Source organism: Nocardioides sp. NPDC047086, assembly GCF_040643685.1.
Lineage (GTDB): Bacteria > Actinomycetota > Actinomycetes > Propionibacteriales > Nocardioidaceae > Nocardioides.
Genome location: NZ_JBEYUV010000024.1, coordinates 24,074 through 45,302, shown reverse-complemented (window position 1 = coordinate 45,302; position 21,229 = coordinate 24,074). Strand labels below are relative to the sequence as shown.

The following is a 21,229-nucleotide window of genomic DNA, read 5'->3' as shown; positions in this document are numbered from 1 at the left end:
ATTGGGACAGGCTGCCCCTTCATGTCCGAATGCGTCAAGTGCAGGACGAGGATGTTTCCGACTCGTGACTTACGGGAGGGCGCGTTGATCATCAGCGCTCACACAGGGGTTTCACAGACAAGCCCCAAGACCTCTCGAAACCCCGCCGAGTCGGCGCGTTATGACGCGCCGACTCGGCGGGGGATCTGGTCAGGATGAGCCGACTCGGCGTGCGGGGGTCAGCGGTGGCGTACGCCGACCAGCGCCCCGGACCCGCCCGGCCAGGTGACCTGGATCGACTCCGTGCCATCGGCGTCGGAGCCGTCGACGACGCGCTTCACGGCGACGGTGAAGCCACCCACGTCGACGCGCGACTCGGCGCCGTGGGCGCGGATCGTGACACCGTCGAAGTGAGGCACCCCGACGGTCGAGGAGCCCGTCCCGGTCGCGGTGACGACGGTGTCGCGGCGATCCACCAGACGGCCCTGGTCGTAGACGTCCATCGGCTCCTGGGTCGCGCCGGTGAGCGCGGCCGTCAGCAGGGCCCGGACGGCCACCGCGTCGGCGCAGGCGTCGTAGACGTAACGGGTTCCCAGCGCCGAGTGCTCGGTGGTCGCCATCAAGAAGTCATCGGCGCCGTCGAGGGGCGCCTCGCGGTAGGAGACCGGGAGATGGACGACGGAGTCCCCCACCTCGAGGAGCACACACTCGATCCCGACCTTCCCGGCCGGGTCGTCGAACCGGTAGGAGCCGATCGTGCCCACCAGTTCACCCGGCGACCAGGTCTGGGTGGCGAGCCAGGCGCCGAAGATCTCGTTCTTCGTCGGGGTGAGCGTGGCCTTGTGAACGATCGACATGACCGTTGTCTAACAGGTCAGGACACCTTGTGGCTATCGCCTTCGCCGTTCGAGGGGCTGTCGGCCTCGGAGTCGATCTCCGCGTCCTCCTTGGCACGGGTGGCCTCGACCGCCTTCGCCGCCCGGGCCTCGACCTTCTCGGCGAAGGCCCGCCGCTGCGGGTCGAGGACGAAGAAGGAGAGTACGCCGCTGATCACGAACGCCACGATCACTGCGAAGAAGATGTCGACCTCCCCGGCGACGAGCGACCAGACGCCCGCCACGATGCCGAAGGTCGCGACCAGCGACAGCAGTCGCAGGCCGGTGTAGATCCAGAACTCTTTCATCGTGAGGCTCCCTCAGTGAGCTCGACAACCGCCGGGGCCGCGGGCGCAGCGTACGAATGCTGCGAGGTCGAGGAGAAGTAGTTGATGCCGATGAAGTTGAACCACAGCGTGGCCAGCCCGATCAGCGCCACGATCGCGGCCTTCTTGCCCTTCCACCCGGCGGTCGCGCGGGCGTGCAGGTAGCCGGCGTAGACGACCCAGGTGATGAACGCCCAGACCTCCTTCGGGTCCCAGTTCCAGTAGGAGCCCCAGGCCTCGTGGGCCCAGATCGGCCCGGAGATCAGCACCCCGAAGGTCCACACCGGGAACGCGAAGGCGTGGATCCGGTAGGAGACCCGGTCCAGGTTGTCGAGATCGGGCACTCGCGCCAGCAGCGCGGCGTCGGGGAAGCGCGCCTTGAGGAGGTACGCCGCCGAGACGATGCCGCCCAGCGTGAACCCACCGGTCGCGATGATCGCCGCGATGACGTGGATGACGAGCCAGTAGGAGTTGAGCGCCTCACTCAGCGGCGCGACCGGCTCGTAGAGCCCGACCACCGCCAGCATGAGCACCACGATCGTGAAGCCGAGCACCCACGGCGCCATCCAGGACAGCTTCAGCCGCCGGTGGAGAGCGACGTACGCAGCGGCCACCACGAACGAGCCCGAGATCGTGAACTCGTACATGTTGCCCCACGGCACCCGGTTGGGGTCCGCGGCCATCCCGCGGCCGACCAGCGCCACGAAGTGGCACGCCACCGCGATCGCCGTCAGCAGCAGGCTGAGGCGTCCGAAGAGGGCGGCCCGCTGCGCGCGTACGGCATCGGCAGGGTCCGCCGGAGCGTCGGTCTCGTCCGCCGGGGCACCGGCGCCGACGAGCTCCTTCTCCCCCACCGCGGCCCTGGCGCGCGACTGCCAGGCCGACCACTCGACCAGCGCGCAGAGCAGCGCCAGGAAGTAGACGACGCCGGCGGCCGTGATGGCTTGGTTGCTGAGAACGCCCCAGGTGTGGTCAGTCATCGGTTCTCCTCCTGTGTTCGCGCGCCTCGTAAGGTCTCCGCAAGGCCGGTGACGACGGCAGCGGTGTCTCCACCGCCGGAGCGGTCGAGGGCGGCGATCTCGACCAGTGTGCGCCCATCGACGCGGCGAGCGCGAACCCACACCCGTCGCGAGCGGATGAAGAGGGACCCGAGCAGCCCCACGAGGGCGAGGGAGACGCCGAGGAGGGCCCATTCCTTGCCGGGCGACTTCGAGATCTGCACCCGGTTCCACTGCTGGACGTCGTCGAAGGAGACCGACCCCAGGCCGTCGGGGAGCTCGGCCGTCTCCCCCAGTCGCAGGTTGAACGCCTTGCCGGTCTCGTCGGGCGACATCATATTGGCCTTGGAGGTGTCGAGCGCGTAGACCGACTGGGGCCCGGCGTCGAGGTTGAGGTCGCCCCGGAAGCCCTGCAGCGAGAGCATCGCGTGCGAGCCGTCGCCGATATCGCCCATCAGGTTGACCGGCTCGCCGTCGACCGTTCCCTCGAAGGGGTAGAACAGCCCCTGGAAGCCGATCTCCTCGGGCGAGGCGTACGGGGCCTTCACGACCCCGAAGGAGAGCAGGTTCTGGCTCTGCGGGAGGAAGATGGTCGGGCCCGAGTAGGCGACGTCGCCGTTCCCGTCGCGCACCGTGATCACCGGCGCGTAGCCGTGGGCGAGCAGGAAGACGTCGGTGCTGCCGATGGTGAGCGGGTGGTTGACCCTGAGGTCGTAGCTCTTCTCGTCGCTCGTTCCGGCCGTGTAGCGGATCTTCGAGTTGAACCCGCGCGCGGTCCCGGCACCGGCGCCGGTGTTCAGCCACTCGGCGTGGAAGTCGTCGATCTTGAAGCTGAAGTCGTCGAGGTCCTCGGGGGCGAAGAGCGAGCCGGACTTGAAGTCGTCGTACTGCGAGAGCTCGTTGGCGAAGCCGTACTCCTCCCCCACCAGCACGATCACGCCGCCCTTGTAGCCGAACAGGCTGCCGGTCGCGAACGCGACCAGCACGATGATCAGCGACATGTGGAAGATCAGGTTGCCGGCCTCGCGCAGGTAGCCCTTCTCCGCCGAGACGGAGTCCCCGTCACCGTCCTTGCGGATCCGGTAGCCGCGGAGCTGCTTCCGGGCCGCGGCGAGCACCTCGGCGGGCTCCTCGTCGGTGACGTACGTCGTGGAGTCGGGCAGCCGGGTCAGCTTGGCCGGCGTCGCCGGCGGCTCCGCGCGCATGGCCCGCGCGTAGACGAGGCACCGCGGGATGATGCAGCCGACCAGCGAGACCATCAGCAGCAGGTAGATCGCCGCGAACCACGGCGTCGAGTAGACGTTGAAGAGCCCGAGCTTCTCGTAGATCGGCGTCAGCGTTGTGTGCGCCTCGCGCCACTGGTCCGCCTTGAGCGAGTCGACCCCGTCCTGCGGGATCAGGGACCCCGGCACGGCCGCGAGCGCGAGCAGCAGCAGCAGGATCAGTGCCGTACGCATCGAGGTCAGCTGACGCCAGCCCCAGCGTGCCAGCTCGCGGGCGTTGAGCTCGCCCGGACGGCGTACGCCTTCGTTCTTCTCCTGGTCCGGAGCGGAGGTGGTGCTCACAGTGCGATGCCCTCCCAACGCTGGACGAGCTGGACCTGCAGCCACTGGACGCCGTTGTCCCACCAGCCGGTGAGCATGGCGACGCCGATCAGGATCATCAGCACGCCGCCGACGATCGTGATCGCGCGGGTGTGCCGGCGGAACCAGCTCAGCGCGACGGTGGCCTTGCGCCACATCACCGCGACGAGGACGAACGGGATGCCGAGGCCGAGCGCGTAGACGGCGAGCAGCAGACCGCCGCGGGCGGCGGTGCCCTGGTCCCAGGCGAGGCCGGTGATGACACCGAGCGTCGGTCCGGTGCACGGCGTCCAGGCCAGCCCGAAGAGGAAGCCGAGCAGCGGAGCGGCGGCGAGCCCGACGGCCGGCACCTTGTGGAACTTCAGGTCACGCTGCAGCAGCGGGATGAAGCCCATGAACGCGACCCCCATGACGATCGAGAGCACGCCGAGGACCTTGGTGCCGGTCTCCTGGAAGGCGAGCAGCTTGTAGGCGATCCCGCCTACGGTCACGCCGAGCAGCACGAAGACCACGGAGAACCCGGCGACGAACAGCAGCGACCCGGCAAGCATGCGGCCGCGGCGTACGTCACCGGAAGCGAGGTCGGCACCGGACAGGCCGGTGGCGTAGGAGAGGTAGCCCGGGAGCATCGGCAGCGTGCACGGCGAGACGAAGGAGAGGAACCCGGCCAGCAGCGCGACCGGGATGGCCAGCATCAGCGACCCGCTCCCGGCGGTGCTCGCGAACCAGTCCGTCACGAGGATTCACCCGCCGCGGAGATGAGCTCGTCGAGCGTACGTGCCGAAGGGATCTCGCCGCGGATCAGCGCCGCCACGCGGCCCTCGGTGTCGAGGATCGCGGTGGCCGGGATGGCGCGCGGCGCCAGCGAGCCCTTCAGCGCGAGGACGGCGGCACCGTCGGGCGAGTAGACCGACGGGTACTCGACGCCGTAGTGCCGCTCGAAGGCCAGCCCCTGGGCGGCCGAGGCGTCGCGGGTGTTGAGCCCCACGAAGGCGACCTCGTCACCCAGCTCCTCATAGGCGGCCTGGAGCATCGGCATCTCCTTGCGGCACGGCGCGCAGCCGGTCCACCACACGTTGAGCACCGTGACTTTGCCCCGGGTGTCGGCCAGGTCGAACGGCTTGCCCTCGAGAGTCTCGCCGGTGAGCTCGACCGGCGCGCCGCGGTCGGCGACCGGGATCTCCCGGGTGCGGCCGTCACCGGAGATGTAGCCGGCTTCGTTCGTGCCGGTCTGCCCGCACGCGGCCAGCAGCCCCACCGTCACCAAGGTGAGGAGGAGGCCACCCAACTTCTTACGCACGCGCAGGACTCTTCCTGACAAACCTGAGAGCCTCGTTAATCTTCCGCGTCGCCGGCCGAGAACGGCGCGTACTTGTCCTTCGCGGGCAGCATGTCGCCGGCCGGCTCGCTGTAGGAGAGCGCGACGAACTCGTCGTCGACGAAGTGCAGCGAGGTCAGCGAGCACAGCGCGCACTGGCGGCGGCGCGGGTCGTGCAGGAAGCTGCGGCCCTCGATGTGGAGCCGGGTGGTCCAGATCGGCAGCTGGTGGGAGACGATGACCGCCTCGTGGCCCCTCGCCAGATCGCGGGCGTCGTGGATCGCGGCCATCATCCTGGCCACGATCTCCAGGTAGGGCTCGCCCCACGACGGCTTGAGCGGGTTGATCAGCTTCGGCCAGACCTTGGGGTCCTTCAGCGGCCCCATGCCGTCCTTGAAGCTCTTGCCGACGAAGAGGTTCTCCGACTCGAGCACCCGCTCGTCGAGCGAGATGTCGACCCCGAGCGCCTTCGCCAGCGGCCCGGCGGTCTGCCGGGCGCGCTCGAGCGGGCTGGAGAGGACGTGGGTGATGTCCTGCCCACCGATCCGGTCGGCGACGCGCTCGGCCATCCGCAGGCCGAGCTCGGAGAGGTTGAACCCGGGCCTGCGCCCGTAGAGGATGCCCTCCGGGTTGTGGACCTCACCATGGCGCAGCAGGTGAACCGTCGTCTCCATACTCATGCTCCTTCGGGGGTCGAGCCTGTCGAGACCACAGCGGCCTCGGCGGCGTACGGAAGCGCCTCGATGATCCGGGAGATCGCCCGCTCGTCGTGGGCGGAGGAGAGGAACCAGGCCTCGTAGGCGCTCGGCGGCAGGTAGACGCCCTGATCGAGCATGGCATGGAAGAAGGCCTTGTACGCCGCCTCGTCGGTGGTCTTGGCCTCGTCGAAGTCGCGCACCGGCTTGTCGGTGAAGAAGACCGAGAACATCGTGCCGGTCGACTGGATGACATGCGGCAGACCGACCTTGGTGAAGCTCTCCTCGATCGCCGCCTTCACGACGTCGCCGGCCTTGGTGATGTGGTCGTAGACCTCGTCGGTCGCCAACCGCAGCGTGGTCAGGCCCGCGGTCGTCGCGACCGGGTTCCCCGACAGTGTGCCGGCCTGGTAGACCGGCCCGTCGGGGCTGAGCGAGCCCATCACGTCGGCGCGGCCGCCGAAGGCCGCCGCCGGGAACCCGCCACCCATCACCTTGCCGAAGGTGACCAGGTCGGGCGTCCAGCCCTCGTTCTTGCCGTCCAGGCCCCACTGCCCCTGCTTGCTGGCCCGGAAACCGGTCATCACCTCGTCCGAGATGAACAAGGCGCCGTTGGTCTGGCAGGTGGTCGCCAGGAACTCGTTGAAGCCGGGCTCCGGAGGCACGATGCCCATGTTGCCAGGCGAGGCCTCGGTGATCAGGCAGGCCACCCGGCCCCGGTAGGTCTCGAAGGCCGCGGTCACGGCGGCCCGGTCGTTGTAGGGCAGCACGACGGTGAGCTCGGTGCTGCTCTCGGGTACGCCCGGGGTGCCGGGGATCGCATGGGTGACCAGGCCGGAGCCGGCGCTGGCGAGGAGGGAGTCCACGTGGCCGTGGTAGTTGCCGGCGAACTTGAGGATCACGTCGCGCCCGGTGAAGCCTCGTGCCAGCCGGATGGCCGACATCGTCGCCTCGGTGCCGCTGCTGACGAACCGCACCTTCTCGACCGGCGCCCGGTCGACGATCGCCTCGGCGAGCTCGACCTCCGGCGTGGTCGGGGTACCGTAGGAGGTGCCGCGCGCGACCGCGTCCAGGACCGCGGCCTGGACCTCCGGATGAGCATGGCCCAGCAGCATCGGGCCCCAGGAGCAGATCAGGTCGACGTACTCGTTCCCGTCGACGTCGGTCAGCCACGCCCCCTTCGCCTCCCGGATGAAGCGCGGCGTCCCGCCCACAGCGTTGAAGGCGCGTACGGGCGAGTTCACGCCGCCCGGCGTCACGGCCTTCGCACGGGCGAAGAGCGCTTCGGATGCCGCTGCGGACAGGGGTGAGATGTCGTGAGGCACCGGCTCATTCTTCATCAACCCCAGCCGCAATCCCCATTCCGGGCCTCATGCCACACGCGCGTCACCACGGAATCGGGTTACCGATGCGTACGAAAACCGATGTTCGTCGTCATGAACCGAATTAACCTGCGTCTCAACGGCGTCTCGTTAACTGGAACGCAATGTGCCAGTAAAACGTGACGTGCGTAACTTTGACGTGAGACGGTTCGTTGAGAACGTTGCGATTTGGGGAGCAAGACCCGGGACTTTCTGCCCTGGGGATTGAGAGGGAGATTCGATGTCCGCTACGCGCTACAGCCGCCTCCAGAAGGCGACCGCGCTCGTTCCGCTCGCGCTGCTGAGCGCGGCCTGGACGGTCAACGTCACCGGTCTGACGCAGTCGAGTGCCACCGCGTCAGGGACCCGTTACGACGACGCGTTCAGCCTGCCCGACGGGACGTCGGTCCCGGCGGAGGCCATCGAGGCGCCCGCCAGCGTGTCAGCCTCGACCAACGGGGGCGACAAGTCGCTGCCCGGGACGGCCAGCGCAGCGGGCATCCCGTCTGCCGCGCTCGCCGCCTATCAGCGTGCGGCCACGGTCATCAACGCCGCGGACGCCGGCTGCAAGATCGACTGGCCGCTGATCGCCGCGATCGGCCGGGTCGAGTCCAACCACGGACGCGCCAACGACAACCGTCTCAGCGCCGAGGGCGTCTCCACCCCCGGCATCTACGGGGTGCCGCTCAACGGCAAGGGCAACGTCTCCCAGATCACCGACACCGATGGTGGGCAGTACGACGGCGACACCAGCTACGACCGCGCGGTCGGCCCGATGCAGTTCATCCCCTCCACCTGGGCGATGGTCGGCGTGGACGCCGACGGTGACGGCAAGCGCAACCCGCAGGACATCAACGACGCCGCCCTCGCCTCCGCCGTCTACCTCTGCTCCGGCGACGACGACCTCTCCACCGACCAGGGCGCGCGGGCAGCAGTCTTCCGCTACAACCACAGCCAGTCGTACGTCACGACGGTGCTCGGTGTCGCCGAGGCCTATCGCTCCGGTGACTTCACCTCGATTCCGAACAGCACGATCCCGGTCGACTACGCGATCCCGCGGATGGAGGCTCCCGAGCCTTCGAAGCGGAAGGACCGCGAGCTCCGCGCAGGCGGCCAGCAGGCCGGCCCGCGCGGCGGCTCCTCGCAGTCGCCCTCCAGCCCGTCCAGCGAGGCTCCTTCCGGGGAGACTCCCGGCGGTAGCACCGGTGGCGGCAACGGCGGCGGCGACGCCGGCGGCGGGCCCACCACCGACCCCGGTAAGGCGCTGGAGCCGGTGACCAAGCCGGTGGAGAAGGTGGTCGCGACCGTTTCCGAGCTGACCACGATCTGCACCAACGCGGTGGTCGACCAGCTCGGCTCGGTCCTCGCCCGCACCGTCCCGAAGAGCACGATCACCGACTGCGTCGCACAGCTGCAGGGGAAGACCCTGACCGAGGCAACCGATGCTGTCGGCGGCATCCTGACCGGCCTGCTGAGGCTGCTCGGGCTCGTCAAGTAGTCACGAACCACGAAGGGCCCCGCCGTCACGGCGGGGCCCGTCGCATGTCTCCTTCGCTGGTCGAGCCGCGAGCGCCAGCGAGCGTGTCGAGACCAACACGGTCCCAGCGAGCGCGACAAGGGACTGAGTTGGTCTCGACACGTCTTCGCCTAGCGGCTCCGAGGTCTGAACGAAGTGGCCTTCGACCAACGGAGCGGCGTCAGGCGGCGGGCTGGTCGTCCTCGTACTCGGTGACGAAGGCGCGGCCGGCCTCGCGGACCGCAGCCAGGGAGGACGCGTCGGCCAGCAGAGAACTGAGGTGGTAGTCGGCGACAGACTCGGCCAGGGCAGCAGAGCTCGTCGAGGCCTTCTCGTCGTCGCGGCGGCCGTGCCACAGCCGGTGCTGGGCGCCTTCGTTGAGCGAGAGCAGCATCAGCGCGGTCGCCGCCGGGTCGGTCCGGCGCAGCTCGCTGCTCTCGACGCCCAGCTCGAGGAGCCGGGCAGCCGCGGCACGCAGCTTGTCGCCGTCCTCCTCGAAGCCCGCGAAGACCTGCGGCTGCGCGAGCGCGGCCACCTCCAGCTCGTAGAAGTCGAGCGGCGCGGTGCACAGCTGGCGGACGTCGGTGTAGAGGAAGGCGTAGAGCCGCGGAGCGACCGGGCCGTCCTCCTCGAGAAGCTTCTCCGCGAGCGTGAGCGACTCGCGGTTCTTCTCCATCAAGGCGGAGAGGATCTCCTCCTTGGACTTGTAGTAGTAGTACATTGAGGACTGGCGCAGTCCGACGCACTCGGCGATCTGGCTGATCGTCGTCGCCGCGACCCCTTGAGCGGTGAAGAGGCGGGACGCCTCTTTGAGGATCTCTTCTCGCGGGTTCGCCGAATTGCGTCCACTGTTGCGCGGCCGACCGGTGCGCTTTGTGCTGCCCAACTCTCGATTGGTCACAGGCTCGAGTCTACTCTCAGGATATGTTCCACGTCACAGAGCTGATCGGCTGAGCGAGCGAAAACGTCAGCCTCGCAGCCAGCCAGCCGCTTCGGTGGCCCAGTAGGTCAGAATGACGTCCGCGCCCGCCCTCTTGAAGGCGGTGAGTGTCTCCAGGATCGCCGGTTCGCGGTCGATCCAGCCGTTCGCGGCAGCGGCTTCCAACATCGAGAACTCACCTGAGATGTTGTAGGCAGCCACCGGAACATCGACAGACTCGCGCACTCGCTGCAGGACATCGAGATACGGGAGCCCGGGCTTGACCATCACGATATCGGCACCCTCGGCCACGTCAAGAAGCGCCTCACGGACGCCCTCGAGCGCGTTGGCGGGATCCTGCTGGTAGGTGCGCCGGTCACCCTTGAGCGAGGAGTCGACCGCCTCGCGGAACGGGCCGTAGAAGGCCGAGGCGTACTTCGCGGAGTAGGCGAGGATCGAGACGTCGGTGTGGCCGGCGCCGTCGAGGACGTCACGGATCACCGCGACCTGGCCGTCCATCATCCCGGACGGGCCGACCATGTGGACGCCGGCCTCGGCGTGGGCGATCGCCATCTGGGCGTAGATCTCGAGGGTGGCATCGTTGTCGACGGACCCGTCCTCGGCCAGGACGCCGCAGTGGCCGTGGTCGGTGAACTCGTCGAGGCACAGGTCGCTCATCACGGTGAGCGCGTCGCCGACCTCGGCGACGACGTCGGTGATGGCCACGTTGAGGATGCCGTCGGGGTCCAATGCACCCGAACCGACCGCGTCCTTCGTCTCCGGGACGCCGAACAGCATGATGCCGCCGATGCCGGCCGCCGCTGCCTCGGCCGCCGCCTTGCGCAGCGACTCGCGGCTGTGCTGGACCACCCCGGGCATCGTCGAGATCGGGACGGGCTCATCGATCCCCTCGCGCACGAACGCGGGCAGGACCAGGTTGGCGGGACGTACGGCAGTCTCCGCGACCATCCGGCGCATGATCGGCGTGCGGCGCAGCCGGCGGGGACGGATCACGGGCTTCTCGATGCTCATCAGATCTCCATGCTAACGCCGAGTCGGCTCATCTTGACCGGGGAGCGAAGCGGAGGAGGTCAAGATGAGCCGACTCGGCAATCATTTGGTCAGCTCGTGCGCGAACGGCGGCGCGATGCGGGGCGTCGGTCGGACGGCTTGGTGACCGGCAGGCCCTGCTCGACCAGCGAGGCACGACGCGCGGCACCGAAGGCGGCGAGCGCCTCGGTGAGCGCCTCGATCGACGGCTCGGGCGACATCACGTCGACCCGCAGGCCGTGCTCCTCGGCGGTCTTGGCGGTGGCCGGGCCGATCGCCGCGATCACCGTGGACGTGTGCGGCTTGCCCGCGATGCCGACCAGGTTGCGGACCGTGGACGAGGAGGTGAAGACCACCGCGTCGAACTTGCCCGTCTTGATCGCGTCGCGGGTCGGCGCGGGCGGCGGGGCCGCCCGGACGGTGCGGTAGGCGGTCACGTCGTCGCACTCCCAGCCGAGGTCGACCAGGCCGGCGATGAGGTTCTCGGTGGCGATGTCGGCGCGCGGGAGGAAGACCCGGTTGATCGGGTCGAGATCCTCGTCGTACTCCGGCCACACCTCGAGCAGGCCGGCGGCCGACTGGTTGTCGGTGTTCGGCACCAGGTCGGGACGCAGGCCCCAGGCCTCGAGCGCCTGGCCGGTCTTCTCGCCGACCGCGGCGATCTTCAGACCGGAGAAGGCGCGGCAGTCCAGGCCGTACTCGTCGAACTTCTCGCGGACCGCGCGCACCGCGTTGATCGAGGTGAAGGCGATCCAGTTGTAGCGCCCCTCGACCAGGCCGCGTACGGCCTTGTCCATCTGCTGCGGGTTGCGCGGCGGCTCGACGGAGATCGTCGGGACCTCCTCGGGCACGGCGCCGAAGCCCTTCAGCTTCAGCGACAGCGCCGGCGCCTGCTCCTTGGTACGCGGCACGAGGACGCGCCAGCCGAACAGCGGCTTCGTCTCGAACCACGAGAGCGTCTCACGCAAGTTGACCACCTTGCCGATCACCACGATCGCCGGCGGCGCCATCCGTGCGGCACGAGCGTCGACGGCGATGTTCTCCAGCGTCGACTCTACCGTCGACTGCTCGGTCGTGGTGCCGACGCGGGTGATCGCGACCGGGGTCTTGGCCGGGCGGCCCGCCGCGACGAGCTCCTTCGCGATGTCACCGATCATGCCGACACCGGAGAGGAGAACCAGAGTGCGGTTGTCGGCGTACTGGCTCCAGTCGATCTTCTCGTTGCAGGTGACGACCGCGACCTCTTGGTGGTCCTTGGTCGTCAACGGGATGCCGGCGTACGCGGGAACGGCCGACACCGACGAGACGCCGGGGACGATCTCGAAGCCGATGCCCGCCTTGGCGCAGGACTGCGCCTCCTCGGGGCCGGAGGCGTAGAGGAAGGGGTCGCCGGTCATCAGGCGCACGACGCGCTTGCCCAGCTTCGCCTGCTTGACGACGGCCTTGGCACGGGCGGCGTTGGCCAGGGGCTGGCCGTCGACGCCGAACCCGCCGTCGATGAACTCGGGTCCGACCGGTTCCGGGGCCTCGTCACCCTCGGCCGGCTCGACCGGCTCGGGAATGCCGAGTACGCCGCGCACCATCGAAGCGTGCTCGGGGGCCTCGGTCACGACAACATCGGCCCGCTTCAGCAGGTCGATCGCCCGTACCGTCAGCAGCTCAGGGTCACCGGGACCGCTGCCGACGAAGGACACCCAGCCCAGTGGGGTGGCCGAGCTGAGCTCGGCCGTCTGCTCGGTGGTCTTTGCTCGGGTCATGCGTTGTGCACCTTGTCCTGCTCGGGAGCGGTCTGGGGGGAACCGCCCGTGTCCATGACAGCCTGGCCGGGTTCAGTGGTGGGGTCGTCGGTCAGATCTGCTGCACCCTCGGCGAGCATCTCCTCGGCCAGCCGACGCCCGACGCCTGCGGCGTCGTCGATCGGTCCGGATGCGGAGAGTCGAACCGAGAGCGAGCCATCGAGTGAGAGCGCCACTGCCCGCACCCAGAGCTCTGGTCCTTCCTCACCCTCAACCACGTCGGCGAGGGTCCCGATGGGCGCGGCACAGCCACCTTCGAGGGTGGCGAGCACCGCGCGTTCCGCCTCGACAGCCGCTCGGGTGGACGAGTCGTCGAGGGAGGTCAGCAGCTTGCGTACGTCGGCATCGGCGTCACCTGCGCGGCACTCGACCGCCAGGGCCCCCTGCCCAGGAGCGGGAAGCACCTGGATCGGGTCGAGGACCTCGGTGACCTCGTCGAGCCGGTCGATGCGGGCCAGGCCGGCACGCGCGAGCACGACAGCGTCGAACTCGCCCGAGCGGACCTTGCCGATGCGGGTGTCCACGTTGCCGCGGATGCCGGCCAGCTCCAGGCCGAGGCCGAGGGCCTTGATCTGGGCGACGCGTCGCGGCGAGCCGGTGCCGACCCGCGAGCCCGGCGGAAGCTCGCCGAGAGTCAGGCCGTCGCGGGCGACGATCACGTCGCGCGGGTCCTCACGCGGCAGGATCGCGGCCAGCTCGATGCCGTCCTCGGGGTAGGTCGGCAGGTCCTTGAGCGAGTGGACCGCGAGGTCGATCTCCTTGGCGTGGAGCGCGTCGCGCAGGGCGCTGACGAAGACGCCGGTCGAGTTCGCGCTGGTCAGCGGGGTGTTCGCCGCCTGGGTGCGGTCGCCGTCGGAGACGATCTCGACCAGCTCGACGATGTGGCCCTGGGCGCGGAGCATCTCCGCGACGAGGGTCGACTGGGTGACGGCGAGCTGGGAGCGGCGGGTGCCGAGGCGAAGGGTTCTCATGAGTGGTCTCCTGGGACGTCGGCCCGGGTCACCGCGGAGACGGCCTCGGGGTCGAGCGCGAAGAGCTCGGCGAGCGCAGCGGCGTAGGACACCGCGCCGGTCTCGTTGGCGAGCTCCTTGACCCGGACGGTCGGCTCGTGCAGCAGCTTGTCGGCCACGCGGCGTACGGTCCGGAGGACCTCGGCACGAGTCGCCTCGTCGAGGCCGGGCAGCTTGTTGTCGAGGCGTTCCATCTCGGCGGCGACGACGCCGGTGGCCATGGTCCGCAGCGCGACCACCGTCGGGGTCACCGCGGACTGGCGACGAGCGCTCAGGAACGCCGCGACCTCCTGGGTCACGATGTCGCGGACCGCGAGCACCTCCTTGCCGGCGGGCGAGGCGTGCAGCTCGTCGGCGAGGGCGGCCAGGTCGATCAGGGTGGCCCCCGGGAGCGACCCCGCGTCGGGGTCGATGTCGTGGGGCAGCGCCAGGTCGATCAGCGCGATCGGCCGGCTGCTGCGGTCACCGACCATGTCGGCCGGGACGAGCAGCCCGTTGGCGCCCGCACAGGTGATCACGATGTCGGCGGCCGCGACCTCCTCGGCGAGCTCGTCGAGCGAGGCCGAACGCGCGGAGTACTCCTTGGCGAGCCGCTCGGCGTTGGCCGTGGTGCGGTTGACCACGACGACGTCGGCGGCCCCGAGCCGGGACACGGTCGCGGTGGCCAGCCCAGCCATCGCGCCGGCGCCGACGACCGCGACCCGCTTGCCGCGTACGTCACCCACGGCTCGAGCGGCACGGCCCAGCGACGCGGTCACCAGTGACGGGGCGGCCTGGTCGATGTCGGTCTCCGCGCGCGAGCGCTTGCCGACCCGCAGCGCCTGCTGGAACAGGCTGTTGAGCGCCGGTCCGACCGTGCCCATCTCCTGGCCGAGCTGCAGGGCCGCACGCGCCTGACCGAGGATCTGACCCTCGCCCACAGCCATCGAGTCGAGCCCGGCAGCCACCTTGAACAGGTGGGAGACGGCTCCGTCGTCGTAGTGGACGTAGAGGTGCGGCAGCATCGTCTCGAGCGTCTGGCCCGCGCCCTCGATGATGCGGCGGGAGAGCTCCTCGACGGAGCCGTGGAAGCGCTCGACCTCGGTGTAGATCTCGAGACGGTTGCAGGTCGCGATCACCGCTGCCTCGCTGACGTGCTCACAACCAGCCACGTCGGTGAGGAGCTTCTGCAGCCCGTCGGCGTCCACGGACGCCGCCTCGAGCAGCGAGACGGGCGCGGAGTTATGGGAGATGCCGACAACAAGGACACTCATGCCGGCGCCTCCGTCGAGGAGGAGCAAGGATACGGACTCGCCGGCCTGAGGTTCGTTGTCTTTCGCTGGCGCTCACTCATGCCGTGATCCCTTCCTCGGAACCATTATCTACCGCCTCTTCAGCTTCTGCAGCCTTGCGCGACTCGTGATACGCGAGGATCTGCAGCTCGATCGAGAGATCGACCTTGCGTACGTCGACACCGGGCGGCACGTTCAGGACGGCGGGCGCGAAGTTGAGGATGCTGCTGATGCCGGCCGCGACCATCGCGTCGGCGACGTCCTGGGCTGCCGTCGCCGGCACGGAGATGACCCCGATCGAGACCTGCTCGGCCGCCACGATCTCAGCCAGGTCGGCGAACGGCCGGACCTCGAGCCCGGCGACCGTGCGACCCTGCATCTGCGCGGCCGCGTCCAGGAGCGCGACGGTGCGGAAGCCACGGCTGCTGAAGCCGGAGAAGTTGGCCAGCGCCTGACCCAGGTTTCCGATACCGACGATGATGACCGGCCAGTCGTGGGTCACGCCGATCTCTCGGGCGATCTGGTAGCTCAGGTAGTCGACGTCGTAGCCGACCCCACGAGTGCCGTAGGAGCCCAGGTAGGAGAGGTCTTTGCGGAGCTTGGCGGAGTTGACTCCGGCGGCCGTCGCGAGCTCCTCGGAGGAGCAGGAGACGATGTTGCGCTCGGCGAGCGAGGTCAGGGCCCGGAGGTAGACCGGAAGCCGGGCGACTGTCGCCTCGGGAATGTCCCGGTGGGGGTCCTGGGCACCGCTGCCCTCGCCCGTATTCGTACTCCGTGCCGTCACGCTCTGCTCTTTCAATGCCGGCGCCACAGACGGGGGCTTTTTAGCCCGGGATCGCCCTGCGGCTCCGCCACCATACGGAGTTTGTGACCGCGAGAACAAACTCGCAGAGCGTCGGCTAGCACACGTGTTTGCCGAGTTGGCATAGGGGGGTTGTTCGGGGTAATGGGCCGATCGACAGTTATTCTGGGGAGCGCGCGAGCGCTGCCCTCAGCCGCTCCTCGGAGACACGCCAGAAGTCGTGCTGCTTCCCGTCGACGTACGTCACGGGCACCTCGTTCGTGAAACGCTCTCGCAGTTCCTCGTCGGCGTCGATGTCGACCTCGGCGTAGTCGTCCCCGACCACCTTCTCGAGGACCAGCCGAGCCTCGTCGCACAGATGGCAGCCCTGACGGGAGTAGAAGGTCACACGCGGTTCCATCCGACCATCTTGACACCTGGGCCCCGTGACGGCCCCCGGACCACTACTGTTGGCGAAATGAGCAGCGCCAGCGACCGCCGCCGCGCCGAGCTGCGGCGAAAAGACCTCAAACGCCGCTCGACTCTCGCCGGCGAGGCATCGGCCGCGGCCGCGGAGATCGAGGCCTGGCTCTATCCGACGGCCGGAGACCCGACGGCGGCAGCCTTCTTCGACGTGGACAACACGATCATGCAGGGCGCGACGATCTTCCATCTGGCCCGCGGCCTGCATCGGCGCAAGTTCTTCCGTACCCGCGACATCGCCTCGGCTGCGTACAAGCAGGCCTACTTCCGGGTGGCCGGGGTCGAGGATCCGGCCCACATGGAGTCGGCGCGCTCCTCGGCGCTGTCGTTCATCCGCGGCCATCGCGCCGAGGAGGTCGAGAGCCTGATGGAGGAGATCTTCGACGAGGGCATGGCCCACCGGATCTGGCCCGGCACCCGCGCCCTGGCGCAGACCCATATCGACCAGGGGCAGCGCGTGTGGCTGGTGACCGCGGCGCCCGTCGAGGCCGCGCGGGTCATCGCCCGGCGGCTCGGCCTCACCGGCGCGCTCGGGACGGTGGCGGCCACCGAGGACGGCGTCTACACCGGCGCGCTGGTCGGCGAGATGCTGCACGGGCCGGCCAAGGCGGAGGCGGTCAAGGCCATCGCCGCCCGGGAGGACCTCGACCTCTCTCGCTGTGCGGCCTACTCCGACTCCTACAACGACCTGCCGATGCTCTCCCTGGTCGGACATCCGTGTGCGATCAACCCGGACGCGCGTCTGCGCGCCCACGCGCGCGCGAAGGGCTGGCCGATCCGTGACTACCGCACCGGGCGCAAGGCAGCCCGGGCCGGCGTGGTCACCGCAGCCCTGGGTGGCGCGGCCACGGGAGCGATCGCGGTGGCGATCGCGCTGCGCGGACGGCGGGAGTGATCGCGCCGCCGGCGAGCCGCATGCAGTGACGGGTATTCGCCGTCATGTCGGAAAAATGCCACCACACGCCGAGGCAACTTCGGCTCGGGACCTGACATCGGGATGCCGCAACCCGTAAGGTTGGGCTCGCTCAGGGGGAGTCTTCGGGAGGGACCCACATGTCGCGCCGCGCCAATGACGTCCATCGTCGCTTGGATGCACTTCGCGCTGCGGTCGAGCTCTTGATGAACGAGGGCTACGAACCCGCATACGCCGGTATGGCCGGTGCGTCCGGCCCGCTCGCCGAGCCCGAGCGTCACGGCTCGGGTGGCACCCACGACTCCACGCCCCACTCCGACCACGAGCCGGACGACGACACCGGGCTCGCCGCCTCCTCGGAGGAGAGCGAGGCCGACCGCACCCGGCTGATCGCGCTGGTCGAGCTCGCCCGCAAGGGCGACAAGGAGGCGTTCGGCCTCCTCTACGACCACTACCACGGTGCGGTCTACCGCTTCCTCTTCTACCGGACCCGCTCCACCCAGGTCGCCGAGGACCTGACCTCGGAGACGTTCTTCCGGGCGCTCCGCTCGATGACCGGCTTCCGCTGGCAGGGCAAGGACTTCGGCGCCTGGCTGATGACCATCGCCCGCAACCTGGCCACGGACCACTTCAAGGCGGGACGTACGCGCCTGGAGATGACCACCGAGGACATGGGCCAGCACGACTCCTCCTCGGACGGGCCCGAGAAGATCGTGATGGCCGGGATCACCAACGAGATGCTGCTCGGCGCTCTCTCCAAGCTTCCCGACGAGCAGCGCGACTGCATCATCATGCGTTTCCTCCAAGGGCTGTCAATCGCGGAGACAGCGGCTATCCTCGGGCGCAGCGACGGAGCCGTGAAACAGCTCCAGCTGCGCGGGATCCGCAATCTCGCCAAGCAGATGCCTGACGGGATCCGCTGATGACTGTGTTCCGCACCACCTTGAATGCTCGACCGGTTGCCGTAACCCGCGGCCGGGGCGACTCGTTGTCCGACATGGCTGCACCTTGTGAGCAGCTGTTTCGACGAATCCCTGACTGCCGATACCGAGTAGGAACCCTCCGATGAGCCCGGCGTTCCCGGCGCGAAAGCGTGCCGACGAGTTCGACCGAATGGTCGCGGCGTGTGCCGCGACGGATCGGCGTGCCTCGCAGTCTGCCGACGAGCTTCGTGATCTGGCCGTCTTCGCTTCGTCGCTCTCCACGCTCAGCGACTCCGCCGTCCCCAGTCGCGACTTCTCCGTCTCCCTGCGCGAGCGCCTCATGGAGGCCGCCGACACCGAGCTCGTGCCCGCGCCGCGCACCGAGAAGACCGTCGAGCGCAAGCTCACCGTCGGTCCCGTACGCAGGCCGCGCCGGCAGCGCAATCTGGCCGTCGCCCTCGCCGCGATGGCGATCGTCGGCGGCACCGCGGGTGCCGCGGCCGCGTCCCAGACCGCTCTGCCCGGCGACTCGCTCTACCCGGTCAAGCGTGCCGTGGAGAACGTCTCCGCCGGCTTCACCGTCAGCACCCAGGCCCGTGGCATCCGGATCCTCGAGGACGCCGGCACCCGCCTGCGCGAGGCCAAGTCGCTGGTCGCCGACGCGCCGATGACCGACGCCGAGCGGGTCACCACGACGCTCGAGACGTTCTCACGCCAGGCCGCGCATGGCTCCGACCTGCTGATCAGCGACTTCGAGCAGTCCCAGGACAACGACTCGCTCGCCCAGCTGCGTACGTTCGCGGCCGATGGCGTCGAGGAACTGGCCGAGCTGAGCCCGAAGGTGCCCGAGCGGGCCGAGCCCGCGGTCTCCGACGCCGCCCAGACCCTCGTGCTGATCGACCAGGCCGCCGCCCAGCTCTGCCCCACCTGCGAGGGTGGCATCACCGAGCTTCCGGCGACGCTGGTCTCCAGCCTCACCTCCGACATCGACGGGCTGCTTCCGGCCGACACCGTCGTCGAGGCCGAGGCGCTGCCGCCGCTCACCCAGGACGACAACGCCCTCGACCTGCCCTCCATCGACCCCGACAAGATCGGTCCCGGCTCGGTGACCGACCCCAAGGGCGAGAAGAAAGACCCGGAGAAGCCCTCCGAGGAACCGGATGAGGACGGCAGCATCCTGCCGAGCCCCACCAACCCCGCCGACGGCGATCCCTCCGAGGAGCCGGACCCCGACACCGGCACCGTGACGGACCCCGTCACCGGCCTGGTCACCGGCGTCACCGGCCTGGTCGGCGACGTCCTCGCCGGCGCCACCGGCCTCCTCACCCCGTAACGCACAGCGCCGAGGCGTCAGTTTCTGACGCCGAGAGGTCATTTCATGAGACCGAATGGTCCATTCGACGCCAGAAATCGACTTCTCGCGGCCAAAAGCCGACTTCTCGGCGCGGGGCGGCGTCAGCCGAAGACGGAGGCGCGCTCGCCCAGCAGGCGGTAGAGGGTCTGCTGAATCGTCTCGCGCACCTGGTCGGTGACGTTGAAGACCAGCATCGGGTCATCGGCCTCCGAGTCGTCGTACGCATCGGTGCGGATCGGCTCGCCGAATTCGATCAGCCACTTCGACGGGAGCGGGATGAGACCCAGCGGCCCGAGGAGCGGGAAGAACGGCGTGATCGGCAGGTAGGGGACGCCGAGAACCTTGGCGAGAGCCGGGATGTTGCCGACCAGCGGGTAGATCTCCTCGGCGCCGACGACGGAGAGCGGCACGATCGGGACGCCGGTGCGCAGCGCGGAGGAGACGAAGCCGCCGCGGCCGAAGCGCTGGAGCTTGTAGCGCTCGCTGTAGGGCTTGCCGATGCCCTTGAAACCCTCGGGCCATACGCCGACCAGCTCGCCGTTGCGCAGCATCCGCTCGGCATCCTCGCTGCAGGCCAGCGTGGCGCCCGCCTTGCGGGCGATGTTGCCGACGATCGGCATCCGGAAGACGAGGTCGGCCCCGAGCGGGCGCAGGTCACGCCCGAGCTCGTCGTGGATCGAGACCATCGTCATCAGGCCGTCCATCGGGATGGTGCCGGAATGGTTGGAGACGATCAGGGCGCCGCCGTCGGTCGGGATGTTCTCGATACCGCGCACCTCGACCCGGAACCACTTCTCCTTGATCGGCCGCAGCACGGCCAGCAGGAAGCGTTGGGTCAGCTCGCGGTCGAAGCCGTATTCGTCGACGGAGTATTCGCCCGAGATCCGGCGGCGCAGGAACACGATGAACCGAGCGAGCTGCTCCTCCCACTCGGTGCCGAAGACCTCTTTGGCGGCACTCTCCAGAGCCGCGGCCCAGTCGGCCGCCGGGATCGCCCGCAGCGGGTGGCGCTCGCGCGCGTTGGTGCCGGTGAAACCCTGGGCGGCGGACTCAGTCACCGGGCGCTCCTGTCAGTCGGCTCTCCAAGGCGGCCAGCGCACGGTCAGCACGGTTGGCGGACGGCATCACGCTGTCCGCAAAGTCTACGACCGTGTCCTCGGTGGTGTATCGAGGTTCGAAACCCAGCAGGGAGCGCATCCGGGTGGTGTCGACGCCGCGACCGTAGGTCAGCAGCGCCCTCAGCTCGGCGGGATACTCGCCGCCACCGAACCTCGTCAGACCGAACAGCGGCTCGGGGATCGGCACGGTGACCCGCTGCAGCCGGCGCGCGACCTGCGAGTGGGTCAGCACGCCGTCACCGGCGACGTTGAACGTCCCGGGGACACCGGTGCGTACGGCATGCTCGAGGACGCCGTAGAGGTCCTGCTCGTGGAGGAACTGCAGGCGCGGGTCGAAGCCCAGCACGCTCGGCACGACCGAGCGCCGGAAATGGGCCGTGATCGGGCTGACCACGCTCGGTCCGAGGACGTTGGCGCAGCGCAGCACCGTGACCGCGATGTCCGGCCGACGACGGGCGAAGCCGCGTACGTAGGACTCGATGTCGGCCACGTCGCGGGCATAGCCGGAGGACGGGGTGCGCCGCGGCTCCATCGACTCGGTGAACATCGCCGGGTCGCGGCTGCTCGCCCCATAGACCTGGGTCGTCGACTTCACCACGACCTGGCGCAGGGACGGCGCAGTCTGACAGGCCGCGAGGAGCTGCATCGTCCCGATGACGTTGAGCTCCTTCATCGTCGAACGACCCCCGGTGGTGCCGGGGGTCGCGATGACGCTGAGGTGGACGACGGTGTCGACCTCCTCCTTGGCGATCACCTTGGCGATCACCGGGTTGCGGATGTCGGCTCGGACGAATCCGACCTTGCCGATGTCACCGCGAGGCGGTGCGACATCGACGCCGATCACCCGCTCGACGTTCGGGTGGCGGGCGGCAGCGCGCGCAAAACGGCGCCCGAGGTCACGCGAGACCCCGGTGACCAGGAGGACCCGGCCGGGTCCGGTGCGTTCCGCCACCTACGCCA

General features: G+C 69.2%; 21 protein-coding genes. 4 read left to right on the top strand and 17 right to left on the bottom strand.

The window, feature by feature from the left end; all coding sequences use genetic code 11:
• Positions 1–218: 218 nt before the first annotated feature.
• The 8 genes from ABZ796_RS17610 to hemL are packed head-to-tail and all read right to left on the bottom strand — an operon-like array spanning position 219 to position 7,099.
• The gene (locus ABZ796_RS17610; RefSeq protein ID WP_357338539.1) at positions 219–836 is read right to left on the bottom strand and encodes a hypothetical protein; all 618 of its coding nucleotides are present in this window, start codon (positions 834–836) and stop codon (positions 219–221) included.
• A gap of 17 nt (positions 837–853) precedes the next feature.
• Positions 854–1,162: a DUF4229 domain-containing protein gene (locus tag ABZ796_RS17605; protein WP_357338537.1), complete on the bottom strand. Its 309-nt coding sequence runs from the start codon at positions 1,160–1,162 to the stop codon at positions 854–856.
• Complete coding sequence (gene ccsB, locus ABZ796_RS17600) at positions 1,159–2,160, bottom strand: c-type cytochrome biogenesis protein CcsB (protein ID WP_357338536.1); 1,002 nt, start codon at positions 2,158–2,160, stop codon at positions 1,159–1,161. Before ccsB ends, ABZ796_RS17605 begins: the two co-directional genes overlap by 4 nt.
• Complete coding sequence (locus tag ABZ796_RS17595) at positions 2,157–3,743, bottom strand: cytochrome c biogenesis protein ResB (RefSeq protein ID WP_357338534.1); 1,587 nt, start codon at positions 3,741–3,743, stop codon at positions 2,157–2,159. The genes ccsB and ABZ796_RS17595 overlap by 4 nt, the downstream gene beginning before the upstream one ends.
• Positions 3,740–4,498 carry a cytochrome c biogenesis CcdA family protein gene (locus ABZ796_RS17590; RefSeq protein WP_357338533.1) on the bottom strand — a complete coding sequence of 253 codons (759 nt, stop codon included), beginning with the start codon at positions 4,496–4,498 and terminating at the stop codon, positions 3,740–3,742. Before ABZ796_RS17590 ends, ABZ796_RS17595 begins: the two co-directional genes overlap by 4 nt.
• The gene (locus ABZ796_RS17585) at positions 4,495–5,061 is read right to left on the bottom strand and encodes a TlpA disulfide reductase family protein (protein WP_357338531.1); all 567 of its coding nucleotides are present in this window, start codon (positions 5,059–5,061) and stop codon (positions 4,495–4,497) included. Before ABZ796_RS17585 ends, ABZ796_RS17590 begins: the two co-directional genes overlap by 4 nt.
• A 35-nt stretch (positions 5,062–5,096) precedes the next feature.
• The gene (locus tag ABZ796_RS17580) at positions 5,097–5,753 is read right to left on the bottom strand and encodes a histidine phosphatase family protein (RefSeq protein ID WP_357338530.1); all 657 of its coding nucleotides are present in this window, start codon (positions 5,751–5,753) and stop codon (positions 5,097–5,099) included.
• Between the two features lie 2 nt (positions 5,754–5,755).
• Positions 5,756–7,099: a glutamate-1-semialdehyde 2,1-aminomutase gene (gene hemL / locus ABZ796_RS17575; RefSeq protein WP_357338528.1), complete on the bottom strand. Its 1,344-nt coding sequence runs from the start codon at positions 7,097–7,099 to the stop codon at positions 5,756–5,758.
• Between the two features lie 277 nt (positions 7,100–7,376).
• Between hemL and ABZ796_RS17570 the strand changes: the two genes are divergently transcribed.
• The gene (locus ABZ796_RS17570; RefSeq protein WP_357338527.1) at positions 7,377–8,633 is read left to right on the top strand and encodes a lytic murein transglycosylase; all 1,257 of its coding nucleotides are present in this window, start codon (positions 7,377–7,379) and stop codon (positions 8,631–8,633) included.
• Between the two features lie 199 nt (positions 8,634–8,832).
• Here the strand turns inward: ABZ796_RS17570 and ABZ796_RS17565 are convergent, their stop codons facing one another.
• The 7 genes from ABZ796_RS17565 to ABZ796_RS17535 all read right to left on the bottom strand — a co-directional run bounded on the left by ABZ796_RS17565 (position 8,833) and on the right by ABZ796_RS17535 (position 15,899).
• Positions 8,833–9,552, bottom strand: a complete 720-nt coding sequence (locus ABZ796_RS17565; protein WP_357338526.1) for a TetR/AcrR family transcriptional regulator — start codon at positions 9,550–9,552, stop codon at positions 8,833–8,835.
• A 66-nt stretch (positions 9,553–9,618) separates the two neighbouring features.
• Positions 9,619–10,602, bottom strand: a complete 984-nt coding sequence (hemB, locus tag ABZ796_RS17560; protein ID WP_357338525.1) for a porphobilinogen synthase — start codon at positions 10,600–10,602, stop codon at positions 9,619–9,621.
• A gap of 89 nt (positions 10,603–10,691) precedes the next feature.
• A complete protein-coding gene (locus ABZ796_RS17555) occupies positions 10,692–12,377 on the bottom strand; it encodes a uroporphyrinogen-III synthase (RefSeq protein WP_357338524.1) in 1,686 nt (561 codons plus the stop codon).
• Positions 12,374–13,387, bottom strand: a complete 1,014-nt coding sequence (gene hemC / locus ABZ796_RS17550) for a hydroxymethylbilane synthase (protein ID WP_357338523.1) — start codon at positions 13,385–13,387, stop codon at positions 12,374–12,376. The genes ABZ796_RS17555 and hemC overlap by 4 nt, the downstream gene beginning before the upstream one ends.
• Positions 13,384–14,679, bottom strand: coding sequence for a glutamyl-tRNA reductase (locus ABZ796_RS17545; protein ID WP_357338522.1), 1,296 nt, complete (start codon positions 14,677–14,679; stop codon positions 13,384–13,386). Before ABZ796_RS17545 ends, hemC begins: the two co-directional genes overlap by 4 nt.
• 76 nt (positions 14,680–14,755) lie before the next feature.
• Positions 14,756–15,481 carry a redox-sensing transcriptional repressor Rex gene (locus ABZ796_RS17540; protein WP_357338521.1) on the bottom strand — a complete coding sequence of 242 codons (726 nt, stop codon included), beginning with the start codon at positions 15,479–15,481 and terminating at the stop codon, positions 14,756–14,758.
• Positions 15,482–15,659: 178 nt separating this feature from the next.
• Entirely contained in the window at positions 15,660–15,899 is a 240-nt protein-coding gene (locus ABZ796_RS17535; RefSeq protein ID WP_357338520.1) for a glutaredoxin family protein, read from the bottom strand.
• A 57-nt stretch (positions 15,900–15,956) separates the two neighbouring features.
• Here ABZ796_RS17535 and ABZ796_RS17530 point away from each other — a divergent pair, with 57 nt between their 5' ends.
• The 3 genes from ABZ796_RS17530 to ABZ796_RS17520 all read left to right on the top strand — a co-directional run bounded on the left by ABZ796_RS17530 (position 15,957) and on the right by ABZ796_RS17520 (position 19,130).
• The gene (locus ABZ796_RS17530; protein ID WP_357338519.1) at positions 15,957–16,856 is read left to right on the top strand and encodes an HAD-IB family hydrolase; all 900 of its coding nucleotides are present in this window, start codon (positions 15,957–15,959) and stop codon (positions 16,854–16,856) included.
• Between the two features lie 191 nt (positions 16,857–17,047).
• Entirely contained in the window at positions 17,048–17,797 is a 750-nt protein-coding gene (locus ABZ796_RS17525; protein WP_357338518.1) for a sigma-70 family RNA polymerase sigma factor, read from the top strand.
• A 142-nt stretch (positions 17,798–17,939) separates the two neighbouring features.
• Complete coding sequence (locus tag ABZ796_RS17520) at positions 17,940–19,130, top strand: DUF5667 domain-containing protein (RefSeq protein WP_357338517.1); 1,191 nt, start codon at positions 17,940–17,942, stop codon at positions 19,128–19,130.
• A 122-nt stretch (positions 19,131–19,252) separates the two neighbouring features.
• On the opposite strand, the gene ABZ796_RS17515 is transcribed toward ABZ796_RS17520, so the two are convergent.
• The gene (locus ABZ796_RS17515) at positions 19,253–20,209 is read right to left on the bottom strand and encodes a lysophospholipid acyltransferase family protein (RefSeq protein ID WP_357338516.1); all 957 of its coding nucleotides are present in this window, start codon (positions 20,207–20,209) and stop codon (positions 19,253–19,255) included.
• Positions 20,202–21,221, bottom strand: a complete 1,020-nt coding sequence (locus ABZ796_RS17510; RefSeq protein ID WP_357338514.1) for an NAD-dependent epimerase/dehydratase family protein — start codon at positions 21,219–21,221, stop codon at positions 20,202–20,204. The genes ABZ796_RS17515 and ABZ796_RS17510 overlap by 8 nt, the downstream gene beginning before the upstream one ends.
• Between the last annotated feature and the right edge of the window lie 8 nt (positions 21,222–21,229).